This window comes from Pseudescherichia sp., from assembly GCF_031998825.1.
GTDB lineage: Bacteria > Pseudomonadota > Gammaproteobacteria > Enterobacterales > Enterobacteriaceae > Pseudescherichia.
On sequence record NZ_DAMACX010000008.1, the window covers coordinates 16,696 to 42,930 of the forward strand.

16 protein-coding genes and 1 pseudogene are annotated in these 26,235 nt (G+C 56.6%); 8 read left to right on the forward strand and 9 right to left on the reverse strand.

From position 1 onward, the window contains the following. Positions 1–4 precede the first annotated feature (4 nt). The 4 genes from ycaO (at position 5) to pflA (ending at position 6,287) form a co-directional block, all read left to right on the forward strand. Complete coding sequence (gene ycaO / locus RTP97_RS05730; RefSeq protein ID WP_312411744.1) at positions 5–1,771, forward strand: 30S ribosomal protein S12 methylthiotransferase accessory factor YcaO; 1,767 nt, start codon at positions 5–7, stop codon at positions 1,769–1,771. 398 nt (positions 1,772–2,169) lie between these two features. After that, entirely contained in the window at positions 2,170–3,027 is an 858-nt protein-coding gene (focA, locus tag RTP97_RS05735) for a formate transporter FocA (RefSeq protein WP_141092946.1), read from the forward strand. Positions 3,028–3,078: 51 nt separating this feature from the next. Continuing rightward, complete coding sequence (pflB, locus tag RTP97_RS05740) at positions 3,079–5,361, forward strand: formate C-acetyltransferase (RefSeq protein WP_312411746.1); 2,283 nt, start codon at positions 3,079–3,081, stop codon at positions 5,359–5,361. Positions 5,362–5,546: 185 nt separating this feature from the next. Continuing rightward, on the forward strand, positions 5,547–6,287 hold the full coding sequence (gene pflA / locus RTP97_RS05745) for a pyruvate formate lyase 1-activating protein (protein ID WP_312411748.1): 741 nt from the start codon (positions 5,547–5,549) through the stop codon (positions 6,285–6,287). A 52-nt stretch (positions 6,288–6,339) separates the two neighbouring features. On the opposite strand, the gene RTP97_RS05750 is transcribed toward pflA, so the two are convergent. The 4 genes from RTP97_RS05750 to dmsA all read right to left on the reverse strand — a co-directional run bounded on the left by RTP97_RS05750 (position 6,340) and on the right by dmsA (position 11,673). Then, complete coding sequence (locus RTP97_RS05750; protein WP_312411751.1) at positions 6,340–7,488, reverse strand: MFS transporter; 1,149 nt, start codon at positions 7,486–7,488, stop codon at positions 6,340–6,342. A 253-nt stretch (positions 7,489–7,741) separates the two neighbouring features. After that, a complete protein-coding gene (locus RTP97_RS05755; RefSeq protein ID WP_312411753.1) occupies positions 7,742–8,605 on the reverse strand; it encodes a dimethyl sulfoxide reductase anchor subunit family protein in 864 nt (287 codons plus the stop codon). Position 8,606: 1 nt separating this feature from the next. Then, on the reverse strand, positions 8,607–9,224 hold the full coding sequence (locus tag RTP97_RS05760; protein WP_312411755.1) for a DMSO/selenate family reductase complex B subunit: 618 nt from the start codon (positions 9,222–9,224) through the stop codon (positions 8,607–8,609). Positions 9,225–9,234: 10 nt separating this feature from the next. Continuing rightward, complete coding sequence (gene dmsA / locus RTP97_RS05765) at positions 9,235–11,673, reverse strand: dimethylsulfoxide reductase subunit A (protein ID WP_312411757.1); 2,439 nt, start codon at positions 11,671–11,673, stop codon at positions 9,235–9,237. A gap of 250 nt (positions 11,674–11,923) precedes the next feature. Between dmsA and RTP97_RS05770 the strand changes: the two are divergent. Beyond that, positions 11,924–13,169: pseudogene (locus tag RTP97_RS05770) on the forward strand (IS3 family transposase). 14 nt (positions 13,170–13,183) lie between these two features. Here the strand turns inward: RTP97_RS05770 and serS are convergent. The 5 genes from serS to lrp form a co-directional block, all read right to left on the reverse strand. Next, positions 13,184–14,476 (reverse strand): serine--tRNA ligase, encoded by a 1,293-nt coding sequence (gene serS / locus RTP97_RS05775; RefSeq protein ID WP_312411759.1) that lies wholly within the window; start codon positions 14,474–14,476, stop codon positions 13,184–13,186. Positions 14,477–14,567: 91 nt separating this feature from the next. Continuing rightward, the gene (locus RTP97_RS05780) at positions 14,568–15,911 is read right to left on the reverse strand and encodes a replication-associated recombination protein A (protein ID WP_312411761.1); all 1,344 of its coding nucleotides are present in this window, start codon (positions 15,909–15,911) and stop codon (positions 14,568–14,570) included. Between the two features lie 8 nt (positions 15,912–15,919). Continuing rightward, a complete protein-coding gene (gene lolA, locus RTP97_RS05785) occupies positions 15,920–16,531 on the reverse strand; it encodes an outer membrane lipoprotein chaperone LolA (RefSeq protein WP_312210392.1) in 612 nt (203 codons plus the stop codon). Between the two features lie 140 nt (positions 16,532–16,671). Further along, the gene (gene ftsK / locus RTP97_RS05790) at positions 16,672–20,508 is read right to left on the reverse strand and encodes a DNA translocase FtsK (RefSeq protein ID WP_312411763.1); all 3,837 of its coding nucleotides are present in this window, start codon (positions 20,506–20,508) and stop codon (positions 16,672–16,674) included. A 120-nt stretch (positions 20,509–20,628) separates the two neighbouring features. Further along, positions 20,629–21,123: a leucine-responsive transcriptional regulator Lrp gene (gene lrp / locus RTP97_RS05795; RefSeq protein ID WP_000228469.1), complete on the reverse strand. Its 495-nt coding sequence runs from the start codon at positions 21,121–21,123 to the stop codon at positions 20,629–20,631. A 514-nt stretch (positions 21,124–21,637) separates the two neighbouring features. On the opposite strand from lrp, the gene trxB reads away from it, so the two are divergent. The 3 genes from trxB to cydC all read left to right on the forward strand — a co-directional run bounded on the left by trxB (position 21,638) and on the right by cydC (position 26,208). Then, positions 21,638–22,606, forward strand: a complete 969-nt coding sequence (gene trxB, locus RTP97_RS05800) for a thioredoxin-disulfide reductase (protein ID WP_312210390.1) — start codon at positions 21,638–21,640, stop codon at positions 22,604–22,606. A gap of 113 nt (positions 22,607–22,719) precedes the next feature. Further along, positions 22,720–24,486 carry a heme ABC transporter permease/ATP-binding protein CydD gene (gene cydD, locus RTP97_RS05805; protein WP_312411764.1) on the forward strand — a complete coding sequence of 589 codons (1,767 nt, stop codon included), beginning with the start codon at positions 22,720–22,722 and terminating at the stop codon, positions 24,484–24,486. Next, positions 24,487–26,208: a heme ABC transporter ATP-binding protein/permease CydC gene (gene cydC / locus RTP97_RS05810; protein WP_312411766.1), complete on the forward strand. Its 1,722-nt coding sequence runs from the start codon at positions 24,487–24,489 to the stop codon at positions 26,206–26,208. Positions 26,209–26,235 lie beyond the last annotated feature (27 nt).

A 26,235-nucleotide genomic window follows, 5' to 3' on the forward strand; every position in this document is an offset into this window, starting at 1 on the left:
GCTCATGACGCAAACATTTATCCCCGGCAAAGATGCCGCTCTGGAAGACTCCATCGCCCGCTTCCAGCAGAAACTGCTCGATCTTGGCTTCGATATTGAAGAGGCCTCCTGGCTGAACCCGGTTCCTAACGTCTGGTCCGTGCATATTCGCGATAAGGCCTGCGCACTCTGCTTTACTAACGGTAAAGGCGCCACTAAAAAGGCGGCGTTGGCTTCGGCCCTTGGCGAGTATTTCGAGCGTCTCTCTACCAACTACTTCTTTGCTGACTTCTGGCTGGGCGATGAGATCGCTAACGGCCCGTTTGTGCACTATCCCAATGAGAAGTGGTTCCCGCTGCCGGAAGATGACTCCCTGCCGGAAGGTATTCTCGACGCCCGCCTGCGTGCATTCTACGATCCGGAAGGCGAGCTGGCCGCCGGTATGCTGATCGACCTGCAGTCCGGCAACGAAGCGCGCGGCATCTGCGGTCTGCCGTTTACCCGTCAGTCCGATCAGCAGACGGTCTACATTCCGATGAACATCGTCGGTAACCTCTACGTCTCCAACGGCATGTCCGCCGGTAACACCCGCAACGAAGCCCGCGTACAGGGTCTGTCGGAAGTGTTTGAGCGTCATATCAAGAACCGCATCATTGCGGAAAGCATCAGCCTGCCGGAGATCCCGCAGGAGGTGCTGGCCCGCTACCCGGGCGTGGTGGAGTCCATTGCCACTCTGGAAGCGGAAGGTTTCCCTATCTTTGCCTATGACGCCTCGCTGGGCGGTAAGTACCCGGTGATCTGCGTCGTGCTGTTTAACCCGGCGAACGGCACCTGCTTCGCCTCCTTCGGCGCACACCCTGACTTTGGCGTGGCGCTGGAGCGTACGGTGACCGAACTGCTGCAGGGCCGTGGCCTGAAGGATCTCGACGTCTTTACCCCGCCAACCTTTGACGACGAAGAGGTGGCCGAGCACGCTAACCTGGAGACTCACTTTATCGACTCCAGCGGCCTGATCTCCTGGGATATGTTCAAGCAGGACGCCGACTATCCGTTCGTAGACTGGAGCTTCTCTGGTACGACCGAAGAGGAGTTCGCCACCCTGATGGCGATCTTCCGTGCCGAGGACAAAGAGGTCTACATCGCCGACTACGAGCACCTGAGCGTCTACGCCTGCCGTATTATCGTGCCGGGCATGTCCGACATCTATCCGGCAGAGGATCTCTGGCTGGCAAACAACAGCATGGGCAGCCATCTGCGCGAAACCCTTCTTGCCCTGCCGGGCAGTGAGTGGGAGAAAGAGGCCTACCTCGACCTGATCGCCCAGCTGGACGAAGAGGGTCACGATGACTTTACCCGCGTGCGCGAGCTGCTGGGTATTGCCACCGGGAAAGACAACGGCTGGTACACCCTGCGTATTGGCGAGCTGAAGGCGATGCTGGCCCTGGCGGGTGGCGATCTCGATCAGGCCCTGATCTGGACCGAGTGGACGATGGAGTTTAACGCCTCCGTGTTTACTCCAGCGCGGGCGAACTACTACCGTTGCCTGCAGACCCTGCTGCTGCTGGCGCAGGAAGAGGATCGCCAGCCGCTGCAGTATCTCAACGCCTTTGTCCGCATGTACGGCGCTGAGGCGGTTGAAGCGGCCAGCGCGGCGATGAGCGGTGAAGCACCGTTCTATGGTCTGCAGGCGGCAGACGGTACACTGGAAGCATTCCCGGCTCACCGCTCTCTGCTGGCAGCCTATGGGAAGCTGCAGCGAGCGAAACAGGCTTTCTGGCCAAAAGAAGCGTAAATAACACTATAAGCTGTAGGCGTATTGCGACAGCCAGGCTATATTACGGGGCAATTTCATTGCCCCGTTTTTTATATATATTGGCAACGAATTATAAATGTAATAATTAGGTTACTCATAAGTAATATTCTTTATTAATACTCAGACATATTGTTAATTTTTGGCAGAATTACTCCATTGTAATTAACGCACCCGCAGCGATAACAAAAAAATATTCAAAATATTTTATAATTCTTAAACTTTATTTATTAAATAAAAATCAATAAGTTATCAATAAAAAGACCTAAAACCACAGCGTCTAAGAGGTTATAAGACGGACGAGATATGATCCATATCAAGTTCTCTCCTATAATGCTTTGTTAGTATCTCATCGCCAACTTAATGAAGAGAGAGTTAGTGTGAAAGCTGACAACCCTTTTGATTTGATACTTCCCCCTGCGATGGCAAAAGTTGCCGAAGAGGCGGGTGTCTATAAAGCGACAAAGCGTCCGATGACGACGTTCTTCCTGGCGATCACCGCCGGGGTGTTCATCTCCATCGCCTTCGTTTTCTATATTACTTCCACTACCGGCACGGCCGCGATGCCTTACGGCGTTGCCAAGCTGATTGGCGGGATCTGCTTCTCACTGGGCCTGATTTTGTGCGTTATCTGCGGTGCGGATCTCTTTACCTCGACGGTACTTATCGTGGTGGCAAAGGCCAGCGGCAAAATCACCTGGGGCCAGCTGGCACGCAACTGGATCAACGTGTACGTTGGCAACCTGGTTGGCTGTCTGCTCTTTGTGCTGCTGATGTGGCTCTCCGGTGAGTACATGACCGCTAACGGCGGCTGGGGGCTTAACGTCCTGCAAACTGCTGACCACAAAATGCACCATACTTTTATTGAAGCCGTCGCCCTCGGCATTCTGGCAAACCTGATGGTCTGTCTGGCCGTGTGGATGAGCTACTCAGGCCGCAGCCTGATGGACAAAGCCATGATTATGGTGCTGCCGGTCGCCATGTTTGTTGCCAGCGGCTTTGAGCACAGCATCGCAAACATGTTCCTGATCCCGCTGGGTATCGTGATTCGTGATTTTGCTACGCCGGAGTTCTGGACCGCAGTCGGTTCATCTCCAGACAATTTTTCTCATCTGACCGTGATGAACTTCATAACCGATAACCTGATCCCCGTTACAATTGGGAACATTATTGGTGGGGGTTTACTGGTTGGGTTGACATACTGGGTCATTTACCTGCGTGGCGATAACCATCATTGATGGCTGTCCCAGGCAGTAAATAAAAAATCCACTTAAGAAGGTAGGTGTTACATGTCCGAGCTTAATGAAAAGTTAGCCACAGCATGGGAAGGTTTCGTTGAAGGTGACTGGCAGAAAGCGGTCAACGTCCGTGACTTTATCCAGAAAAACTACGCTCCTTACGAGGGCGACGAATCTTTCCTGGCCGGTGCAACTGAAGCTACCACCACACTGTGGGACAAAGTAATGGAAGGCGTCAAACTGGAGAACCGCACCCATGCGCCAGTTGATTTCGACACCTCTGTTGCTTCCACCATCACCTCTCACGACGCTGGCTACATCAACAAGGCGCTGGAGAAAATCGTTGGTCTGCAAACTGAAGCGCCGCTGAAACGTGCGATTATCCCGTTCGGTGGTATCAAAATGGTTGAAGGTTCCTGCAAAGCGTACAACCGCGAGCTGGACCCGATGCTGAAAAAGATCTTCACTGAATACCGCAAGACTCACAACCAGGGCGTTTTTGATGTCTATACCAAAGATATCCTGAACTGCCGTAAGTCTGGCGTGCTGACCGGTCTGCCGGACGCCTACGGCCGTGGCCGTATCATCGGTGACTACCGTCGCGTTGCGCTGTACGGCATCGATTTCCTGATGAAAGACAAATACGCCCAGTTCGTCTCTCTGCAAGAGAAACTGGAAAACGGCGAAGATCTGGAAGCGACCATCCGTCTGCGTGAAGAGATCTCCGAACAGTACCGTGCACTGGGCCAGATCAAAGAGATGGCAGCAAAATATGGCTGCGATATCTCCGGTCCGGCGACCACCGCTCAGGAAGCGGTTCAGTGGACCTACTTCGGCTACCTGGCCGCGGTGAAATCCCAGAACGGTGCAGCCATGTCCTTTGGCCGCGTCTCGACCTTCCTTGACGTTTATATCGAACGCGACCTGAAAGCCGGTAAAATCACCGAGCAGGACGCGCAGGAGATGATTGACCACCTGGTCATGAAGCTGCGTATGGTTCGCTTCCTGCGTACTCCTGAGTACGATGAGCTCTTCTCCGGTGACCCGATCTGGGCAACCGAATCCATCGCCGGTATGGGCGTGGATGGCCGTACGCTGGTTACCAAAAACAGCTTCCGCTTCCTGAATACCCTGTACACCATGGGGCCGTCTCCGGAGCCGAACATCACCGTACTGTGGTCAGAAAAACTGCCGCTGGGCTTCAAAAAATACGCAGCCAAGGTCTCTATCGACACCTCTTCCCTGCAGTATGAAAACGATGACCTGATGCGTCCTGACTTCAACAACGACGACTACGCTATCGCCTGCTGCGTAAGCCCGATGGTTGTTGGTAAGCAAATGCAGTTCTTCGGCGCGCGTGCTAACCTGGCGAAAACCATGCTGTACGCTATCAACGGCGGCGTTGATGAAAAACTGAAAATGCAGGTCGGTCCGAAATCTGAACCGATCAAAGGCGATGTTCTGAACTTCGACGAAGTCATGGAACGTATGGATCACTTCATGGACTGGCTGGCGAAACAGTACGTCACCGCCCTGAACATCATCCACTACATGCACGACAAGTACAGCTACGAAGCTTCTCTGATGGCGCTGCACGACCGTGACGTTATCCGCACCATGGCCTGTGGTATCGCCGGTCTGTCCGTTGCGGCTGACTCCCTGTCTGCTATCAAATATGCGAAAGTAAAACCGATTCGTGATGAAGACGGTCTGGCGACTGACTTCGCTATCGAAGGTGAATACCCGCAGTTTGGTAACAACGATTCACGCGTTGATGACCTGGCGGTTGACCTGGTTGAACGTTTCATGAAGAAAATTCAGAAACTGACTACCTACCGCAACGCTATCCCGACCCAGTCCGTTCTGACCATCACCTCTAACGTCGTGTATGGTAAGAAAACCGGTAATACTCCGGACGGTCGTCGCGCGGGTGCGCCGTTTGGCCCAGGTGCTAACCCAATGCACGGTCGTGACCAGAAAGGTGCCGTTGCCTCTCTGACCTCCGTTGCGAAACTGCCGTTCGCCTATGCTAAAGATGGTATCTCCTACACCTTCTCTATCGTGCCGAACGCGCTGGGTAAAGATGATGAAGTGCGTAAAACCAACCTGGCAGGCCTGATGGATGGCTACTTCCACCATGAGTCCTCTATTGAAGGCGGTCAGCACCTCAACGTCAACGTCATGAACCGTGAAATGCTGCTTGATGCGATGGAGCACCCGGAAAAATATCCGCAGCTGACCATCCGTGTTTCCGGTTACGCGGTACGTTTTAACTCCCTGACTAAAGAACAGCAGCAGGACGTTATCACCCGTACCTTCACGCAAACCATGTAATGGTTGACTGAAAAAGCGTACAATAAAGGCTCCACGATCGTGGGGCCTTTTTAGTAAACGCGCCCTCTCCTACGAGCCTGCTTTGCCAACTGTCCTGCCCGGGGCCGCTGGCAAAACAGACTTAAACACAGCGGAAAGCTGTGCAAAAACAGGCCCGGGATGGGCCATATCCGGAGAACCTCGCAATGTCAGTTATCGGTCGCATTCACTCCTTTGAATCCTGTGGCACAGTTGATGGCCCGGGGATCCGTTTTATCACCTTCTTTCAGGGCTGCCTGATGCGCTGCCTCTACTGCCACAACCGTGATACCTGGGACACCCACGGCGGCAAAGAGATCACCGTTGAAGAGCTGATGAAAGAGGTCGTGACCTATCGCCACTTTATGAACGCCTCCGGCGGCGGCGTAACGGCGTCCGGCGGTGAAGCTATCCTGCAGGCCGAGTTTGTGCGCGACTGGTTCCGCGCCTGCCATCAGGAGGGCATTCACACCTGTCTGGATACCAACGGCTTCGTACGTCGTTACGATCCGGTCATCGACGAGCTGCTGGAGGTCACCGACCTGGTGATGCTCGATCTCAAACAGATGAACGATGAGATCCACCAGAACCTGGTCGGCGTCTCGAACCACCGCACGCTGGAGTTCGCCCAGTATCTGTCGAAAAAGAACATTAACGTCTGGATCCGCTACGTGGTGGTACCGGGCTGGTCAGACGACGACGACTCGGCGCACCGCCTGGGTGAGTTTACCCGCGATATGGGCAACGTTGAGAAGATTGAGCTGCTGCCCTATCACGAGCTGGGCAAGCACAAATGGGTGGCGATGGGCGAGGAGTACAAGCTTGATGGCGTTCACCCGCCGAAGAAAGAGACCATGGACCGCGTGAAAGGCATCCTCGAGCAGTACGGCCACAAGGTGATGTATTAACGCAATCACGTCATGTAGGCCCGGCAAGCAGAGCGCCGCCGGGCAAAAGAGTTTAGGCGTGTGCCACGGGCGTCGGATGCTGGCCCGCTTTGCGCAGCAGCATCATCAGGTAGATAAACGACACGCTGGCAATCATGACAAAGAGCAGGTTGTCGGAATAGCTCTGCATCAGCATCGAAGTCAGGGTCGGCCCCAGCAGACTGCCTACGGTATAGCTAAGCAGCAGCGCCTGGTTCATCGCCACCAGCTGATGCGGCTCCACTTTTTCACAGGCCCAGGCCATCGCTACCGGGTAGAGCGTAAAGCCAGCCGCGCCCAGCACGAACAGCGCCGGAGCCATCGCGGCGTTGCCGAGCATCGCCAGACAGCCGACGATCACTACAAAGACCTGCACACGCAGCACCAGCAGGCGGCCAAAGCGGTCCGCCAGCTTGCCCACCGGCCACTGACCGAAAATACCGGCGCTGATCAGCACCGCCATCCAGAAGCCGATCCCGGCATCGCTAACGCCGTGATGGTTCAGCCACAGTGGCATCAGGCCATACAGCGAGCCAAGAATAATCCCTGAAATGACGCAGCCGTTAACGCCCAGACGCGCCTGGCGCAGACGCAGCATCGGCCACATCGTCGTCGCCTCCTGATGCTCGCTATGCTCGTTGACGATGCGGGTAAAGAGCAGCGGCAGGATAGCGGCCAGGATCAGCGCGGTAGCCCATGGGAGAACCTGCATCAGCCCGGTCGGCAGCTTGCTGACCATCAGCTGGCCCAGCACCGTACCGACGTAATAGATCATCATATAGGCAGCCAGCAGGCGGCCACGGTTGCGGGAGGTGCCGCTGCACATCAGGCCGCTCTCTACCACGACCCAGATCATCGCGCAGCCCACGCCAGCCACGAACCGCCATATCATCCAGCTCCAGAAGCCCACCATCAGGCCCATCCCGACGCAGCCAGCGGCAAAAATCAGCGAGGCGATATAGTAGCTGCGGTTGAAGCCGAAGCGTTTGATCAGGCGTCCGCAGAGCAGCGTGCCCAACAGGTTGCCGGTGAAAAAGGCGGAGCCAACCATACCTACCTGCCACGTCGGCAAGTTTTCATGGGCGAGCCAAAGCGGCACGAGCGTATTTAGCGTCGCGATTGACAGAGTCAATAACAGCAGCCCACAGAGCAACATTAGCACCGGGCGGGTATAGATAGGCATGGATATAAACCGTGAGGAAGTTCTGATTTCGAGCGCATCATGCCACCGGCAAAAACATTGTCAATTGGCGCGAATGGCCGCATAAGCGCCTTTTTGACCGTTCGATTTGAAATACTGATTATCACAGGTGAAACGCAGCGGGATAATCTTATTAACTAAATGATTATATTAATAATAACAAAACATCCCGGGCCTGCGTTTAGTTGAAAAATTTCATGGTTGAAGCTGCCATTTTTTTGCGGCCTCTTTATCTTTAGCCAGCGACCGCCATGCCGACGGTCATATGCAGGCCATAAAATACGCCGCGACCAATGAGTTCTCCTACCAGCAGCAGTGCAAATGCCACAGAGAGCAGCGACACCGTAGGCATTTTTCCGGCAACCTGCGGTACAATCCAGCAGCACAGAGCCACCGCAAGCATGACGGTGCGCCACGCCATCAACGAGCCGTAATCAGGCACCAGAGCAGATGCCTGCTGCACGGCACTGTGGATCGTCGCTAACTCCGTCCCCTGCATAATTGACACGATAGCGCTGGCAATCAGCGCCACCACGGACACCGCTGGCAGCAGGCGCATCGCCCAGCCATCGATCCCGGCGATACGCAAAAGTAGATAGCCCAGCAGCGGTCCCCCCATCAGCATAGTCAGGAAGAAGCTCAGCGGTGTCCAGATGCTGTACCAGGTGGGTACCGTATCGATGCTGTTATAGACGCGCACCATCATCCAGACAAAAACCACGCCCAGTATCATCGTGACCACCAGCCAGAGAGCGCGTAACCCAGGCACCAGCTTGTGCATCACTGCCAGCAGCCAGCCTAGCCCGCCCACGGCAAAAAAGATCGACCCGCTGGCAATTTCATTGCTTAAAGCGGATGCACCTAGCTGGTTAAGGGAGTTAAAGGCGCGTATCGGCGAGCCAAGGTGCAGCACAGAGGCGATAAATCCAACACCCATCAGCACCCACAGCCCCAGCATACAGGCAGTAACCCGCTGCTGCGCCTCGGGGGCAAATCCTCCTTTTAAAAGGGCAAATGCCAGAACGATAAAACCGCCTACCACGCACTGCCCGAAAACCGTGAAAATCATCAACGGCCACTCATGCCATCCGCTTCCCATCTCACACCTCCTCCGGGTTCGCCAGATAGCCCGTTGTATCCCCGATTGGGCGGCAGTTGGCGTTGGGTTTAATAACGATGTTGGGTTTCGTGAAGTGCGCGCCCGGCAACGGAGCCACGGCGGCCAGTTCACCGTACTGTTTACGCAGCATCTCGATGGGGCCAAAATCCAGTGCCCGCAGCGGGCAGGACTCAACGCAGATCGGTTTTTTCCCCTCCGTAACGCGATCGTGGCAGCCGTCGCATTTGGTCATATGGCCCTTATCGGCGTTGTACTGCGGCGCGCCATAGGGACAGGCCATATGGCAATAGCGGCAGCCGATGCAGACCTCCTCGTTGACGACCACAAAACCGTCTTCACGTTTGTGCATCGCCCCGCTCGGACACACCTTGGTACAGGCAGGATCGTCGCAGTGATTGCACGAAATGGAGAGGTAGTAAGCGAAAACGTTCTGCCGCCAGACGCCGTTATCTTCCTGCCACTCACCGCCTGCATACTCATAGATGCGGCGAAAGCTGACCTGCGGCGTCAAATCCTTATAGTCTTTACAGGCCAGCTCGCAGGTTTTACACCCGGTGCAGCGGCTGGAATCAATAAAAAATCCATACTGTGTTGCCATCGGTTACTCCTTAAACCTTTTCAACCTGAACGAGGTTGGTATGGGATGGGTTCCCTTTCGCAAGCGGAGAGGGACGCTGGGTGGTTAGCACGTTAATGCACCCGCCCCGATCCACGCCTTTGTCATCCGGGTCATACCAGGCGCCCTCACCTAACGCAACGACGCCGGGCATCATGCGCGATGTCACCTTCGCCTCAATATGCACCTCGCCGCGACCGTTAAAGATACGTACCTTGTCCCCGTTGCTGATTTGCCGTTTTTGTGCATCGATCGGATTCATCCACATCTCCTGACGGCAAGCGGCCTTCAGCACATCAACGTTGCCGTAGGTAGAGTGGACGCGGGATTTATGGTGAAAGCCGGTGAGCTGGAGCGGATATTTTTCTATTAAGGGATCGTCATAGCTTTCAAAGCCTGGCGTAAAGATGGGCAGCGGATCGATAACGTCTCCGTCTGGGAGATCCCATGTCGCCGCAATTTCTGCTAATGCCCCGGAGTAGATCTCAATTTTACCGGAGGGGGTAGAGAGCGGATTGGCCTGCGGATCGTCACGGAACGCTCTGTAAGCAACATGATGCCCTTCTGGATCGCGCTTTTTAAAAATGCCCTGTTGACGAAACGCCTCAAAGGTGGGCAGTTCGGGTATGGCTCTGCGCGACTGTTCATAGAGGTAACGCAGCCACCCCTCCTGAGTACGCCCCTCGGTAAATTGCAGCTCTACCCCCATCCGTTTTGCCAGCTGGGAGGTCATCTCATAGATTGTCTTGCACTCAAAACGGGGCTTGATCGCTTGCTCAGTAAATATGACATAGGTCATATTCCCACACGAGCCGTCTAGCGCGAAATCCATTTGCTCTGCTGCTGTACAGTCCGGCAATAGGATATCAGCATATTTCGCAGAGGCGGTCATAAAACAGTCGATAACTACGATCATCTCGCAACTGTTGTCATCCTGCAAAATCTCGCGGGTACGATTGATATCAGCATGCTGATTTACAAGACAGTTGCTGGCATAGTTCCAGATCATTTTGATCGGTACATCCAGTTTTTCTTTACCCTGGACGCCGTCACGTAGTGCAGTCATTTCTGATGCCCGAACAATAGCATCGGTCCACATAAACACCGGGATAGTGGTTTGTATAGGATTATCCAGCGTTGGCATTCGCTCGAAAGGTATTTCATAAAACCCTTCTCGCGCACCGCTATTACCGCCATTGATGCCAACACTCCCCGTCAGGATTGCCAGCATAGCAATAGCACGCGTGGTGATTTCCCCATTCGCCCGGCGCTGCGGTCCCCATCCCTGACTGATACAGAGTGGTTTAGTACTGCCAATTTCACGCGCCAGTTTAATAATACGTTCGGCAGGAATACCGGTGATGTTTGCTGCCCACTCTGGCGTTTTAGGAAGACCGTCGCTCCCCTGCCCCAAAATATACGCTTTGTAATGACCATTCTTTGGCGCGCTATCAGGCAGAGTATTTTCATCATAGCCAATGCAATACCTGTCCAGAAACGCCTGGTCAATCAAATTTTCTGTGATCAATACCCACGCCAGAGCACTTACCAAAGCTGCATCCGTACCTGGCCGGATAGGGATCCACTCATCTTCTCGTCCTGCTCCCGTATCGGTATAGCGCGGATCGATGACAATCAGCCGGGCCTTTGATCTCTCCAGCGCTTGCTCAAGATAGTAACTTACCCCACCCCCGCTCATCCGCGTTTCGCCAGGGTTATTACCAAACAGCACTACAAGCTTGCTGTTTTCAATATCTGAAGGGCTGTTGCCGTCGGCCCAGCCACCATAGGTGTAGTTCAGACCCGCAGCAATTTGTGCAGAAGAGTAATCTCCGTGGTGGCTCAGGAAACCTCCACAGCAGTTCATTAGACGTGCAATCAATGTCTTATCGGGTGGAAATGAACGAGTCATCGTACCGCCAATCGTACCGGTACCGTAGTTTATGTAGATAGACTCATTACCATAATCTTTAATAAGACGTTTCATGTTAGTGGCAATGATGTCATAAGCCTCATCCCAGCTAATGCGCTCAAACTTGCCTTCACCGCGCAGGCCTACGCGCTTCATCGGGTATTTCAGGCGATCCGGATGATAGATACGACGGCGTATAGAACGGCCCCGCAAGCAGGCGCGAACCTGATGCAGGCCTTGATAATTATCATCTCCCGTATTGTCGGTTTCGACATACTTAATCTCACCATCGAGTACATGCATGCGCACTGGGCATCGGCTGTCACAGTTTACGGTACAGGCGCTCCAGACTATTTTTTCCGAGTGTGAATTGAACGCGTCGGCAGCGTTTGCGATTCGGATAAAAGGTTGGGAAAAAGTGTTCGTTGTCATGCTCAGGCCGCCTATCGCTGCGGTTTTGACTAAGCTACGACGACTAATCTTTGCTGCGAGTATTGCGTCGGGGATCTTATTTTTCATTTGGCTGCGCTCTGCTGTGTAGGCTGTCAAAAGCAACGTTCACTTAATAGTTTTTTATACAGCCTGTTTAGTAAAAGTCAGATATAAATTCTGCTTAACAGTTAAGCGCAGTATTACTCCTCAAAACCGTAAGGTTTGTTGTTTCATATCAAAGAGGCATAAAAAAAGCGCCTTAAGGCGCTTTTTAGGACAGGACTGACCCGTCCTGAATAGCGTTGACACATTTTACTCATACACTGAGGAAAATGTGATGAACCAGTATGTTAAACGCACACAACGCGATTACCCTCTATCCTTTAAATTAACTGTCGTTGAGCAGGTCGAAAAAGGCGAAATGACCTATCGCCAGGCGCAGGACCGTTATGGTATTCAGGGCAGCCACACCGTCCTGAGCTGGCTGAGAAAGTACGGTCAACTCGACTGGCTTACATCCCCTTCTGTCAGAAAGTGCGGAGCCAATATGCCTGACATCCCTCAGACCCCTGAACAAAGGATTAAAGAACTGGAACAGCTACTGGCTGAATCCGAAGTCAAAGCTCAGTTCTTTGAGGCCGTCGTGAAGGTAATGAACACCGAGTTCGGAGCCACGCTGACAAAAAAGCAGTTAACCTCCTTATCACGCAAACACAAACACCGAAACTCACCGTAACGCGAGCCTGCCGGTTGATGGGGATCAGCCGGCAGGCCTGGTACCAGGCCCTGCAGCGTGAGGATGAGAGAAAAGAGCAGGCCCGGCATATCATCACGCAGGTGATGGCTGTCCGCTTACATCAGCCCCGGTTAGGGACGCGGAAACTGCATCACCTGCTTCTGCAACGACCGGAAGCAAGGTCACACGTCGGGCGTGACAGGTTGTTCCGGATCCTGCGTTGTGCGCGGTTACTGGTGGTACCCGTGCGGGCGTATCACAGGACAACGAATAGCCATCATCGTTTTTACCGTCATCCTAACCTGCTGAAAGCGGGAGAGAATCAGGTGACCGCGACCCGCCCTGAGCAGGTGTGGGTGGCTGATATCACCTGGCTTCCTCTGCGAACAGGAACAGCGTATATAAGCCTGGTAACGGACGTCTGGTCGAGAAAAATAGTGGGATATCATGTGCATGAGAGCCTGCACACCCGGCATGTTGCCTGTGCGTTCAAAATGGCACTGGCTGGCAGGCGAACATCGCATCCGCTGGTTCATCACTCTGACAGAGGTATCCAGTACTGCTCTCAGGAATATCAGGCGTTACATCAACGGCATGGCGTCATGTGCTCAATGACAGACGGGTATGACTGTTATCAGAATGCGCTGGCGGAACGGGTAAACGGGATATTAAAAACCGAATACCTGCTTGTGAAACCGGAAGATATCGAACAGGCGAGAAAGATGGTCAGGGAGTCGGTAGAAATTTACAACACACAGCGCCCTCATCTGTCGCTACAATACAAAACACCCGATGAAGTTCACCGGGCGTTACAGGCCTGAAAAGTGTCAACCTATTCCAGGACTAGTCAGACAGGCTGGATTAGCCGATGTACTCCAGACCTTTCATGTACGGACGCAGCACTGCGGGGATCTCAATGCGGCCATCAGCCTGCTGGTAGTTCTCCAGCACAGCGACCAGCGTACGCCCTACTGCCAGACCAGAGCCGTTGAGGGTATGCACCAGACGGGTTTTCTTGTCGGCTTTGCTACGGCAGCGAGCCTGCATGCGGCGCGCCTGGAAATCCCAGCAGTTAGAGCAGGAAGAAATTTCACGATAGGTATCCTGCGCCGGCAGCCACACTTCCAGATCGTAGGTTTTGCGTGCGCCAAAGCCCATGTCGCCGCTGCACAGCAGCACTTTACGGTACGGCAGGCCTAACAGCTGCAGCACCTTCTCCGCGTGGCCGGTCATCTCTTCCAGCGCGTCCATGGACTCTTCCGGACGCACGATCTGCACCATCTCAACTTTATCAAACTGGTGCATACGGATCAGGCCGCGGGTGTCACGACCGTAGGAGCCTGCTTCAGAGCGGAAGCACGGCGTATGGGCCGTCATCTTCAGCGGCAGCGCTTCCTCGTCGAGGATCTCATCACGCACGAGGTTGGTCAGCGGCACTTCCGCCGTCGGGATCAGCGAGTAGTTGCTGCTCTCTGCCTCTTCGTCCAGCGGACGAGTATGGAAGAGATCGCCACCGAATTTAGGCAGCTGGCCGGTACCATACAGCGTGTCCTGGTTGACCAGGTACGGCACGTAGTTCTCGATATAGCCGTGCTGTTCAGTATGCAGATCGATCATAAACTGGCTCAGGGCACGGTGCAGGCGGGCAATCTGCCCCTGCATCACCACAAAGCGGGAGCCGGTAAGCTTAACCGCCGCGGCGAAGTCGAGGCCTTTAGCCATCTCGCCCAGCGTAACGTGATCGCGTACGTCAAAATCAAACTTACGTGGCTCACCCCAGCGGCTGACTTCCACGTTTTCGCTGTCGTCTTTACCGAGCGGCACACAGTCGTCCGGCAGGTTCGGCAGGGTCAGCGCGATGTCACGGATCTCCGTCAGCAGCGCCTCAAGCTCGGCTTTAGCGGCATCCAGCTCCTCGCCCAGCTTGTTCACTTCCAGACGTAACGGCTCAATGTCTTCCCCACGCGCTTTCGCCTGGCCAATGGATTTCGATCGCGAGTTACGTTCCGCCTGCAGGTTTTCCGTATTGACCTGCAAAACTTTACGACGCTCTTCAAGAGCGCGCAGTTTATCTACATCCAGCTTAAAGCCCCGGCGTGCCAGTTTTTCTGCGACTGCGTCTGGCTCGGTACGCAGCAGATTGGGATCGAGCATGCTTATCCTGTGCTTATCGAATTGATATTAGAGGGAGTGGCCGCAGACGCAGCCACAAGAATTCACAGGTAACCTTACCGCAACGCCTCAATTAGCGATAGCGTTTTGTGGGGCTTTTATTGTCCTGATCGGCCAGCCAGGCGAGCTTTTCGCCAATCTTGCCCTCAAGACCTCTGCTGGTGGGATGATAATAGCGCGTTTGTGCTATTTCAGGCGGGAAGTAGTCTTCGCCTGCCGCATAGGCGTTAGGCTCGTCATGGGCATAGCGATACTGCTGACCGTAGCCCATCTCCTTCATCAGCTTGGTTGGCGCGTTGCGCAGGTGATCGGGCACGTCGTAGTCCGGCTTGTCGCGGGCATCGGCCATCGCCGCTTTAAAGGCGGTATAGACGGCGTTGCTTTTTGGCGCGCAAGCAAGGTAGACAATCGCCTGAGCGATGGCGCGCTCCCCTTCTGCTGGCCCGACGCGGGTAAAGCAGTCCCAGGCTGAGAGCGCGACCTGCATCGCACGGGGATCGGCGTTGCCAACATCCTCAGAGGCAATAGCCAGGCAGCGGCGCGCGACGTAGAGTGGGTCGCCCCCGGCGGTAATGATTCGCGCATACCAGTAGAGCGCCGCATCCGGCGCGCTGCCGCGTACGGATTTGTGCAGGGCAGAGATGAGATCGTAGAAGCGATCGCCTTTGTTATCGAAACGCGCGCTGCGCTCGCCAGCAATTTCGGTGAGCAGTTCAGGCTTAAGCACCCGCTTGCCGCCGTCATCGACTTCGGCCATGTCGGCCATCATCTCCAGCGTGTTCAGGGCGCGCCGGGCATCGCCGTTGACTAGCTGGGCAATCGCCAGCCGGGTCTCATCCGGCAGGACGATATTCTGCCCGCCATAGCCGCGAGTCTTATCGCTGATGGCCTGATTCAGCACCTGCTCAATATCTTCAACAGAGAGGGATTTCAGCAGATAGACGCGGGCGCGGGAGAGCAGCGCTGAGTTTAGCTCGAACGATGGGTTCTCCGTCGTGGCCCCGATAAAAGTGATAGTGCCGTCTTCAATATGCGGCAGGAAGGCATCCTGCTGGCTCTTATTGAAGCGATGGACTTCGTCCACAAACAGAATGGTGCGGCGGCCGGCATTGCGGCGCTGGCGGGCGCGCTCGATGGCCTCGCGGATCTCTTTAACGCCGGAGGTCACCGCTGAGATACGCTCAACGTCGGCATTAGCGTAGTGAGCTATCACCTCAGCAAGCGTTGTCTTGCCGGTGCCTGGCGGCCCCCAGAGGATCATTGAGTGCAGCTGCCCGGCCTCGATAGCGCGCGGCAGCGGCTTACCCGGTGCCAGCAGATGCTGCTGGCCGATATACTGCGCTAAGTTTTCTGGCCGCATACGGGCGGCCAGAGGTTGAAACGCATTGTCTGAAAAATCGAGCGATAGATTGCTCACTCAGGCCTCTACTTGCGTTGATCGTCCACCGTTACGCCCTGCGGCGGGGTAAAGGTGAATTTAGAGGGATCGACAGCGCCATTCTGCTGAGACTGTAGCTGGTACAGGCTGCGCTGATCGTCCTGCTCAACGGCGCTGAACTGGTTAATGGTGCCGTTCTGGCTCACGTTAATGGTGAACTGTTTCAGGTTACCATTTTTGCTTTTCGGCGTGAGCACAAAGTCGTTACCGGTTTGCTTGATATTGTACTGCTGCCAGTCGCTGGTCTGGTTACGGGCGATCAGCATGAACGGCGTATTGCTGGTGGCCGCGCTGAGATTGGTAGCCGTCGCCTGCTCAACGAACGGGTTATAGAACCACAAGGTTTTGCCGTCAGAGACCAGAATGCTTTCGTCCGGCTGCGTCATGTGCCAGTTAAACAGGTTCGGGCGCTTAACCCATAAATCCCCCTGACCTTCCTGCACCGCCGCGCCGCTACCATCGGTTACTTTTTGCGTGAAGCTGGCATGGAAGCTGCCTACTTTATCGAGGCGGCTTTTCAGATCGCTGGCGGCATCAGCCCAGACGCTGCTCGCTACCAGTGAAGAGAGTAATGCACAGGTCATTGCGATTTTTTTCATTGTTAGTCCTTTTGCTACGTCTGCTACGTCGCTCCCGATCCGGGAGAACCTCTGACACTCATTGCAGGCTAAACCGGCAAAGAGTGAAAGAGGAAAAAGCTGATTTTTGACGAATTTACCCAAATTTGCACTCAGAGGCATTACTCAAACGGCGGTGGAGCAAGCACCTCACGGTTGCCGTTATGGCCCGCCTCGCTGACGATACCCTGGGCCTCCATCTGCTCGATGATACGCGCAGCGCGGTTGTAGCCAATGCGGAACTGACGCTGAACCCCGGAGATTGAGGCTTTACGCTTCTCGGTAACAAAGTTGACCGCCTGGTCGAACAGCGGATCCAGCTCTTCACCTGAATCCAGCCCGCCGCCACCGCCTTCGCTTTCGCTGTCGGAGGTAATGCCCTCGACATACTGAGGACGGCCACGCGCTTTCCAGTCCTGCACCACGGCATGAACCTCTTCGTCACGGACAAAGGCACCATGCACGCGCACCGGAGCCGAGGAGGAGTTAGGCCCGGAGTAGAGCATATCCCCCATGCCCAACAGCGACTCGGCGCCGCCCTGGTCGAGAATGGTGCGGGAGTCGATTTTGCTCGATACGGTAAAGGCGATACGCGTCGGAATGTTGGCCTTGATAAGGCCGGTGATCACATCCACCGACGGACGCTGGGTAGCCAGCACCAGGTGGATACCGGCCGCACGCGCCTTCTGGGCCAGACGCGCGATCAGCTCTTCAACCTTCTTACCAACCGTCATCATCAGGTCGGCAAATTCGTCCACCAGCACCACGATATACGGCAGCTTCTCCAGCACCGGATGGGTGGCGTCCATGCTGTCGCCCGGCTTCCAGTACGGATCGGGGATTGGACGGCCCATGCGTGCGGCTTCGGCAATCTTCTCGTTGTAGCCCGCAAGGTTACGCACGCCGAGCGCAGACATCAGCTTGTAGCGACGCTCCATCTCGTTGACGCTCCAGCGCAGGGCGTTGGCGGCGTCCTTCATGTCGGTAACCACTTCGGTCAACAGGTGTGGAATACCCTCATAGACTGACAGCTCCAGCATTTTCGGGTCGATCATGATGAACTTCACGTCTTCCGGCGATGCTTTATAGAGCATGCTGAGGATCATGGCGTTGACCCCCACCGATTTACCCGAGCCGGTAGTACCCGCTACCAGCAGGTGCGGCATCTTAGCAAGGTCGGCAATAACCGGATCGCCCGAGATATCTTTCCCCAGCACCACGGTCAGCGGCGACGGGCTCTCGCGGAACTTGGCGCAGTCCAGCACCTCACGCAGGTAGACGGTCTGGCGTTTTTTATTCGGCAGCTCAAGGCCCACGTAAGGCTTGCCAGGGATCACTTCCACCACGCGAACGGCCACCGTTGACAGAGAACGGGCCAGATCGCGTGAGAGGTTAGAGATACGCGCTGCCTTCACGCCCGGCGCAAGGTTAAGCTCGAAGCGGGTGATCACCGGACCCGGCGAGTAGTTCACCACATCGGCTTTGATGCGGAAATCGTTCAGGCGAGCCTCAACCAGGCGCGCCATCTGCTCCAGGGCAAAGGTATCCACCGGCTCCACCTCTGACGGCGGCCGGGTCAGCAGATCCAGCGACGGCAGCGGCGTTGTCGGCCGCTGCGTTGGGCGGCTGTCACCGTTACGCATCAGCAGCGGATGGAGTAGGCTATCCTGTGCGGCTGGCGGCGGCGGCACGGCGGCGGGCTGATGCGCAGGCTGATAGTGCTGCTGCGGCTGTTGCTGTACCGCCGCAGGTGCGACAGGCTGCTGATAGTGCTGCTGTGGCTGTACCGGCGCAGCAGGCTGCTGATAGTGCTGCTGTGGCTGCTGTACAGGAGCCGTTGGCTGGGCAGGCTCTTCCGGCGGCAGCGTAAAGAGTGGCTCGCTCGGGCCGTCGTCCACTAGCGTTTTCATTGGAGAAAATTCAAAGTCGGCCAGCGAGAACGGGTTTGCCGACGGCGGCTGCTCAGATGAATAGCGCTGCTGCTGCGAGGCAGCAAACTGGCGGGCCAGCTCCGCTTCGGCGGCATCGTCTTCATCATTCTGCCATTGCTCATCATGCACCGTGTCGGCGTGCACCTCGTGCTGATACTCTTCGCCATAGCGCGACTGCTGGGAAGCAGCAAACTGGCGCGCCAGCTCGTCCTGATGCAGCGTATCGGCTTCATCATCGCCAAAGGACTCAGGCTGCTGACGCTCAGCTTCACGAGCGGCACGCTCTTCAGCGATACGCTGCGATGGGAGCTTAATACCATAGGAGGCCAGTTCACGGCGGGTCGGCACGCGTACCCGGTTAGGGCGCGGCAGCTGTGGACCAATACCCTCTTTGACCTGCGGACGCGGCGCACCGCCGTCGGCCAGGCCGAAGGCAGGTGCAGCAGCAGCGGCTGCGGCAACCGTCGTCACCGCTGCCGCAGCCTGTTTAACATCCGGTACGGCTGGGGCAAAGGTCGGCTCTGCTACCGGCGGCGTCATCGCAGGTGCGGCTGGTGCAGGGGCAAATGGCTCTGGCGCAGCGGGTTCGGGAACCGGCTGATACCAGGCAGCAAGCTGCTCGCGTTCGCGGGCGCGACGCTCCTCAACCTCTTCAAAATAGTAGAGTGGCGGACGGGTATGCTTAACCTCTTCCTCCGGCTCTGGCTCTGGCTCTGGCGTTGGCATCACAGGCTCTGGCATAGACGCTGGTGCAGCGGCTACAGGTTCAGGTTCCTGCTGCCAGGCTGGTTCAGGTGACCAGGCTGGCTCCTGGGACCACACAGGCTCAGGCTGCGGCGCAACGTTGGCGACGTGCATCTCGGGTGGATTCTGCGCCTGCATCGGCGGAACATAGTGTTGCTGCGGCTCAGGAGCGGCAGGCTGCCACTGGGCTTCAGGGAGAGGTTCAGACAGCGTTGCTGCGGCCGGGATCGGGGCCGTCTGGGTCACCGGCGGCGTTGGCATAACCGGCTGCGACGGTGCAACATATGCCTGGGCGTCAGCGGTCGCCAGCGCGGCGGCGGCAAGCGGTTCAGCCACGCTCGGGCCGCTCAGCAGCGGATCGTATTCGTCATACTGCTCCCCCTGAGTCGCGCGATGGCCAGAGAAGAGCACGTCGTTCGGATCGGCGGCTACGCCCCGAGCGCTGTACTGCACCTCTTCCTCATCGTCCATGCGACGGCCCGAGAAGAGCGCTTCATCGGTTTTACGGCCCAGCGGGTTGGCAAACTTCTCTGCCACGCGCTTACGGCGGGCCAGCACCCCACGCATGATGCGGGTACGGCGAGACTCGCGCCGCTGCGCAGCCGGTTCATCATCGTACTCCTCTTCGTCTTCGTACTCTTCCTCATCGACCCAGGTGTCATCACGGCGGGTACGGTTGCTGGCGAAGGTAAGAATGTTGAGCAGCACGCTACCAATTTTCTCGGCGATGCTGACCCAGGACCAGCCGGTGAACAGCGTCAGTCCGGCAGCCCAGACGCAGAGCAGCGCGATAGTGCCTCCGCTGCTGTGCAGCAGCGGCATCATGGTGGTACTGAGCAGGCTGCCGATCACGCCGCCGGAGGCAAAGTACCAGATATCGTCGGCGTTAATGGCCGCAAGACCGCAGGAGGTGAGGATCAGGGCCAGTACGCCAATCAGGCGCAGCGAGACGGCGAAGTAGTCGATATAGTCGTCATTGGTGCGGTGCCGCCAGGCAAACCAGCAGCCGCCGACGATCATCACCGGGATGGTATAGGCCATGACCCCAAAGATGAAAAATAGCGTATCGGCAAGCCATGCGCCCGGCGCGCCACCCAGATTATGGATAGGCTCATGCCATGCGGTTTGTGACCAGCTGGGATCGGAAGGGTTGAAGCTAAGCAGCGCGACCATCAGCCAGACTGCAAAAAGGGCGACAAGTATCAGTAACGCCTCAAGGAGCCGGCGTCCGCTGCTTAACTTGGTTAGTGTGACTTCTTTGTCTTCAGTATATTCCTGGCTCAAGAAAGGCTCTCCAGGTCCTTGTTGCTAAAACGGAGAACAGTGTCAGGTTGCCCCGACACTGCTGCTGTATGGATTACCAGGAGTGTAATCAAACTGCGTCGATTTTGCACCTGTTCCGTGTTAGCGGGTTTTAATAACCAGACGATTGCTCTGTTTGACCTCTTCCATCACCACATAGGTACGCGTGTCGTTGACGCCCGGCAGACGCAGCAGGGTTTCACCCAGCAGTTTGCGGTAGGCCGACATATCCGGCACGCGGGTTTTCAACAGGTAGTCGAAATCACCGGAGACCAGATGACACTCTTGAATCTCTTCAAGTTTTTGTACTGCGGCGTTAAATTGCTCAAACACATCCGGCGCGCCGCGATTCAGAGTAATCTCAACAAATACCAGAAGTGATGCATCCAGATAATGCGGGTTCAGCAGCGCTGTATAGCCCTGGATGAAACCCTGTCTTTCCAGCCGGCGCACACGCTCAAGGCACGGCGTCGGAGAAAGTCCCACTCGCTTTGAAAGCTCGACGTTAGAGATGCGCCCATCCTTCTGCAGCTCATTCAGAATGTTACGATCGATGCGGTCGAGATCTTTGCCAGGGCGCTTTTTGCTATCTACCATTATTATTGTCTCTCTGTATTCCTTCCCTACTCCTGTCTTGACCCTGTGCACTTCACTGTTCAGAGTCTTTGCCCGTCACCATACGCTCCGCATTATCATTATTTGCGCGGAGCATAATGGGGGCCTGCATTAAGAAGACGGTTGCCAGGCGCAGCCGGTAAGATTGCAAAGGGTATCTGTCCACGCCCTTTTACATAATTTTGTCCCACGCGCGAAGCGCTGCTCTTGTCTTCTTCGAATGTTTTCGCAAATGCGCAGCGGATTGTCAAAGTAAAACATCTTTTTTTAGTACAACATGCCAGATATTCATCATCGACCCTGCCTAAAACTCATGTAATCCTCTTATAAAACTACCAATTTCAGTAGAATTAGTTATGGTCGCAATAAATGAAAGGTTGTAGATTATTGGCCCCGCCTATTGCACATATCGTTAACAAAACTGCCATGCCCTTTTTTTACCGTCGTAAATTCCCTACAATCCAGCCCATTGTCTGCCACCAACTATGGGGATCTCATGGGCACAGCTAAACATACTAAGCTGCTTATTCTTGGTTCTGGACCTGCCGGCTACACTGCCGCGGTCTATGCCGCACGCGCTAACCTCCAGCCGGTACTGGTGACCGGTATGGAAAAAGGCGGTCAGCTTACTACCACCACTGAAGTGGAAAACTGGCCGGGCGATCCGCACGATCTGACAGGTCCGCTGCTGATGGAGCGTATGCACGAGCACGCAGCGAAGTTTGAGACTGAAATCCTGTTTGACCATATCAACAAGGTCGATCTGCAGAACCGTCCGTTCCGCCTGACCGGCGACAGCGGTGAGTACACCTGTGATGCGCTGATTGTGGCAACCGGCGCGTCCGCCCGTTACCTCGGCCTGCCGTCAGAAGAGGCATTTAAAGGCCGCGGCGTCTCCGCCTGCGCAACCTGCGACGGTTTCTTCTACCGTAACCAGAAAGTTGCGGTCATCGGCGGCGGCAACACCGCAGTTGAGGAAGCGCTCTACCTGGCGAACATCGCCTCTGAGGTGCATCTGATCCACCGTCGCGATACCTTCCGCGCGGAGAAGATCCTCATCAAACGCCTGATGGACAAAGTCGCCAGCGGCAACATCGTGCTGCACACCCACCGTACTCTGGAAGAGGTGACCGGCGATCAGATGGGCGTCAGCGGCCTGCGCCTGCGTGATACGCAGAACGCCGACAACGTTGAGTCGTTAGAGGTTGCTGGGCTGTTCGTAGCCATCGGCCATAGCCCGAACACGGCGATTTTTGACGGTCAGCTGGAGCTGGAAAACGGCTACATCAAAGTGCAGTCCGGTATCCACGGCAATGCTACCCAGACCAGCATCCCGGGCGTCTTTGCCGCCGGGGACGTCATGGACCACATCTACCGTCAGGCGATCACCTCTGCGGGCACCGGCTGCATGGCCGCGCTGGATGCAGAGCGCTATCTCGACGGACTGGCTGAACTTTCTAAATAATCTTTACAAGTCAGTAACAAAGGTAAAAAAGGCGACTATAAGTCGCCTTTATTTTTGTCCCGTTGTAACATTGCGCAGCTCAAAAATCTGACAGGCCACCTGCTAAGCGTGCAATGAATAAAACCCGTCAACAAGAATTAACCCGCTGGTTAAAACAGCAAAGTATTTTCTCCCGCCGTTGGCTGCTGGTGTCACGCCTGCTCGGCCTGGCGAGCGGTCTGCTGATTGTCGCCCAGGCCTGGCTGCTGGCGCGCATACTCAACCACCTGATCATCGAAAATATTCCGCGCGAAGCGCTGCTGATGCCGTTTATCCAGCTGGTGCTGGTGTTTGTGCTGCGCGCCTGGGTGGTCTGGCTGCGCGAGCGGGTTGGCTTTCATGCAGGCCTGCACATCCGGTATGAGATTCGCCGCCAGGTACTCGACCGCCTGCAGCAGGCTGGGCCGGCATGGATCCAGGGGCGTCCGGCGGGCAGCTGGGCGACGCTGATCCTGGAGCAGATTGACAATATGCATGACTACTATGCCCGTTATCTGCCACAGATGGCGTTGGCGGTGAGCGTGCCGCTGCTGATCGTGATTGTTATCTTCCCTTTTAACTGGGTTGCGGCGCTGATCCTGCTGGCGACGGCCCCGCTGATCCCGACCTTTATGGCGATGGTCGGCATGGGCGCTGCCGATGCAAACCGCCGCAACTTTAAGGCACTGGCCCGCCTGAGCGGCCACTTTCTCGATCGCCTGCGCGGAATGGAGACGCTGCGTATTTTTGGCCGCGGTGCGGCAGAGACGGACAATATCCGTAAAGCGTCGGAAGATTTTCGCAGCCGCACCATGGAGGTGCTGCGCCTCGCTTTCCTCTCCTCCGGCGTGCTGGAGTTCTTCACCTCGCTCTCCATTGCGCTGGTGGCGGTCTACTTTGGCTTCTCCTATCTGGGCGAACTGAACTTCGGCCACTATGGCACCGGCGTAACGCTCTTCTCCGGTTTCCTGGCGCTGATCCTGGCCCCGGAGTTTTTCCAGCCGCTGCGTGATTTAGGTACTTTTTATCATGCAAAAGCGCAGGCGGTCGGCGCGGCGGATAGCCTGAAGACCTTTCTTGAGACGCCGCTGGCCCATCCTGAGGGTGGCGAAGCGCTGCCTGACGACAGCGACGGCATCGGCATCAGCGCACGCGATCTGTGGATCACCTCTCCGGAAGGTGCGGTGCTGGCCGGTCCGCTCAACTTTACCCTTGCCGCCGGTCAGCGCGTGGTGCTGGTGGGTCAGAGCGGGTCGGGTAAAAGCTCGCTGATCAATACCCTCTCCGGATTTCTCTTCTACCGGGGTTCGTTGCAGGTTAACGGTACCGAGCTACGCGATCTCAACCCGGAGGCCTGGCGGCAGCGCCTGAGCTGGGTGGGGCAAAACCCGCAGCTTCCGGCGGCCACGCTGCGTGAAAACGTGCTGCTGGCGCGGCCTGACGCCAGCGAAGCGGAGCTGAACGCCGCGCTGGACAGCGCCTGGGTGAGTGAATTCCTGCCGCTGCTGCCGCAGGGAATCGACACGCCGGTTGGCGACCAGGCGGCACGGCTTTCAGTAGGTCAGGCCCAGCGGGTGGCGGTGGCGCGCGCCCTGCTCAACCCATGCCAGCTGCTGCTGCTGGATGAGCCCGCCGCCAGCCTTGACGCCCATAGCGAACAGCGCGTGATGCAGGCGTTAAACGCCGCCTCCCTGCGCCAGACCACGCTGATGGTCACCCACCAGCTGGAGGGGCTTGCCGACTGGGATGCCGTCTGGGTGATGCAGAATGGGTCGATTGTCGAACAGGGCACCTTTGCCGAGCTTTCCGCCGCCAACGGCGCTTTTGCCGCCCTGCTCGCCCACCGTCAGGAGGAGATTTAAATGCGCGCGCTTATCCCTTTTCTCGCGCTCTATAAGCGCCATTTCTGGCTGCTGACGCTCGGCGTCGTGCTGGCCATCGTTACTCTGCTGGCGAGCATCGGCCTGATCACGCTCTCGGGCTGGTTCCTCTCCGCCTCGGCGGTGGTGGGCGTGAGCGGGCTCTACAGCTTTAACTACATGCTGCCCGCCGCCGGGGTGCGCGGGGCGGCGATTACCCGCACCGCGGGGCGCTACTTTGAGCGGCTGGTGAGCCACGACGCCACCTTCCGGGTGCTTCAGCACCTGCGCGTCTCGACCTTCAGCAAGCTGCTGCCCCTCTCTCCTGCCGGACTGGCACGCTTTCGCCAGGGCGAGCTGCTCAACCGCATTGTAGCGGACGTTGATACCCTCGATCATCTCTACCTGCGGGTGATCTCCCCGCTGGTGGGGGCGCTGATTACTATCGTAGTGGTGACCATCGGCCTGAGCATTCTCGATGCCACCCTGGCATTGACGCTCGGCGGCATTATGCTGCTGACGCTGCTGCTGCTCCCTCCCCTGTTCTATCGCGCCGGTAAGCCTACGGGCGAGAAGCTGACCACCCTGCGCGGCGAGTACCGCCAGCAGGTCACCAGCTGGCTTCAGGGCCAGGCGGAGCTGACAATTTTCGGCGCAAGCGAGCGCTATCGTGCGCAGATGGAGAACACCGAGCTAAGCTGGCACGATGCCCAGCGTCGTCAGTCAGAGCTTACCGCGCTGTCGCAGGCGGTGATGCTGCTGATCAACGCGGTTGCCGTGCTCGCCATGCTGTGGCTGGCGGCGGGCGGTGTCGGGGGCGATACCCAGCCGGGCGCGCTGATCGCTCTGTTTGTCTTCTGTGCGCTGGCCGCCTTTGAGGCACTGGCGCCGGTAACAGGGGCCTTCCAGCATCTGGGCCAGGTCATCGCCTCGGCGGTGCGGATTACGCAGATTACCCAGTACCCGCCCGAGGTGCGCTTCAGCGATAACCAGACGCCAACCCCTGCGCAGGTGGCGCTGACCCTCGACAACGTCAGCTTTAGCTATCCCCAGCAGCCGCAAAAGGCGCTGGACGACCTATCGTTACAGATTAATGCGGGGGAGCACGTTGCTATTCTGGGCCGCACCGGCTGCGGTAAATCCACGCTTCTGCAGCTGCTGACCCGGGCATGGGATCCTGCTGCGGGCGAGATCGCCATTAACGACCAGCCGCTCGCCTCCCTGAGCGAAGCGACCCTGCGTGCGTCCATCAGCGTCGTGCCCCAGCGGGTGCATCTGTTTAGCGCCACCCTACGCGACAATCTGCGGCTGGCCTCGCCGACGGCGACGGATGAAACCCTGGCGGCAGTGCTCACTCAGGTAGGCCTGGAGAAGCTGCTGGAAGAGAGCGGCCTGAATAGCTGGCTTGGCGAAGGTGGCCGTCAGCTCTCCGGCGGCGAGCTGCGACGGCTGGCGGTGGCGCGGGCGCTGCTGCATGATGCCCCGCTGCTGCTGCTTGATGAGCCTACCGAAGGGCTTGATGCAACCACCGAGAGCCAAATTCTTGATTTACTTGAACGTGTTACCGTGGGCAAAACCGTGCTGATGGTCACCCACCGCCTGCGTGGATTATCACGCTTCGATCGCATTATTGTGATGGACAATGGTCAAATAATTGAGCAAGGTAATCACACAGCGTTACTGGCCAAACAGGGGCGTTATTACCAGTTTAAGCAACGGCTGTAGACGACTGACCAGGCACCGGGTGCCTGG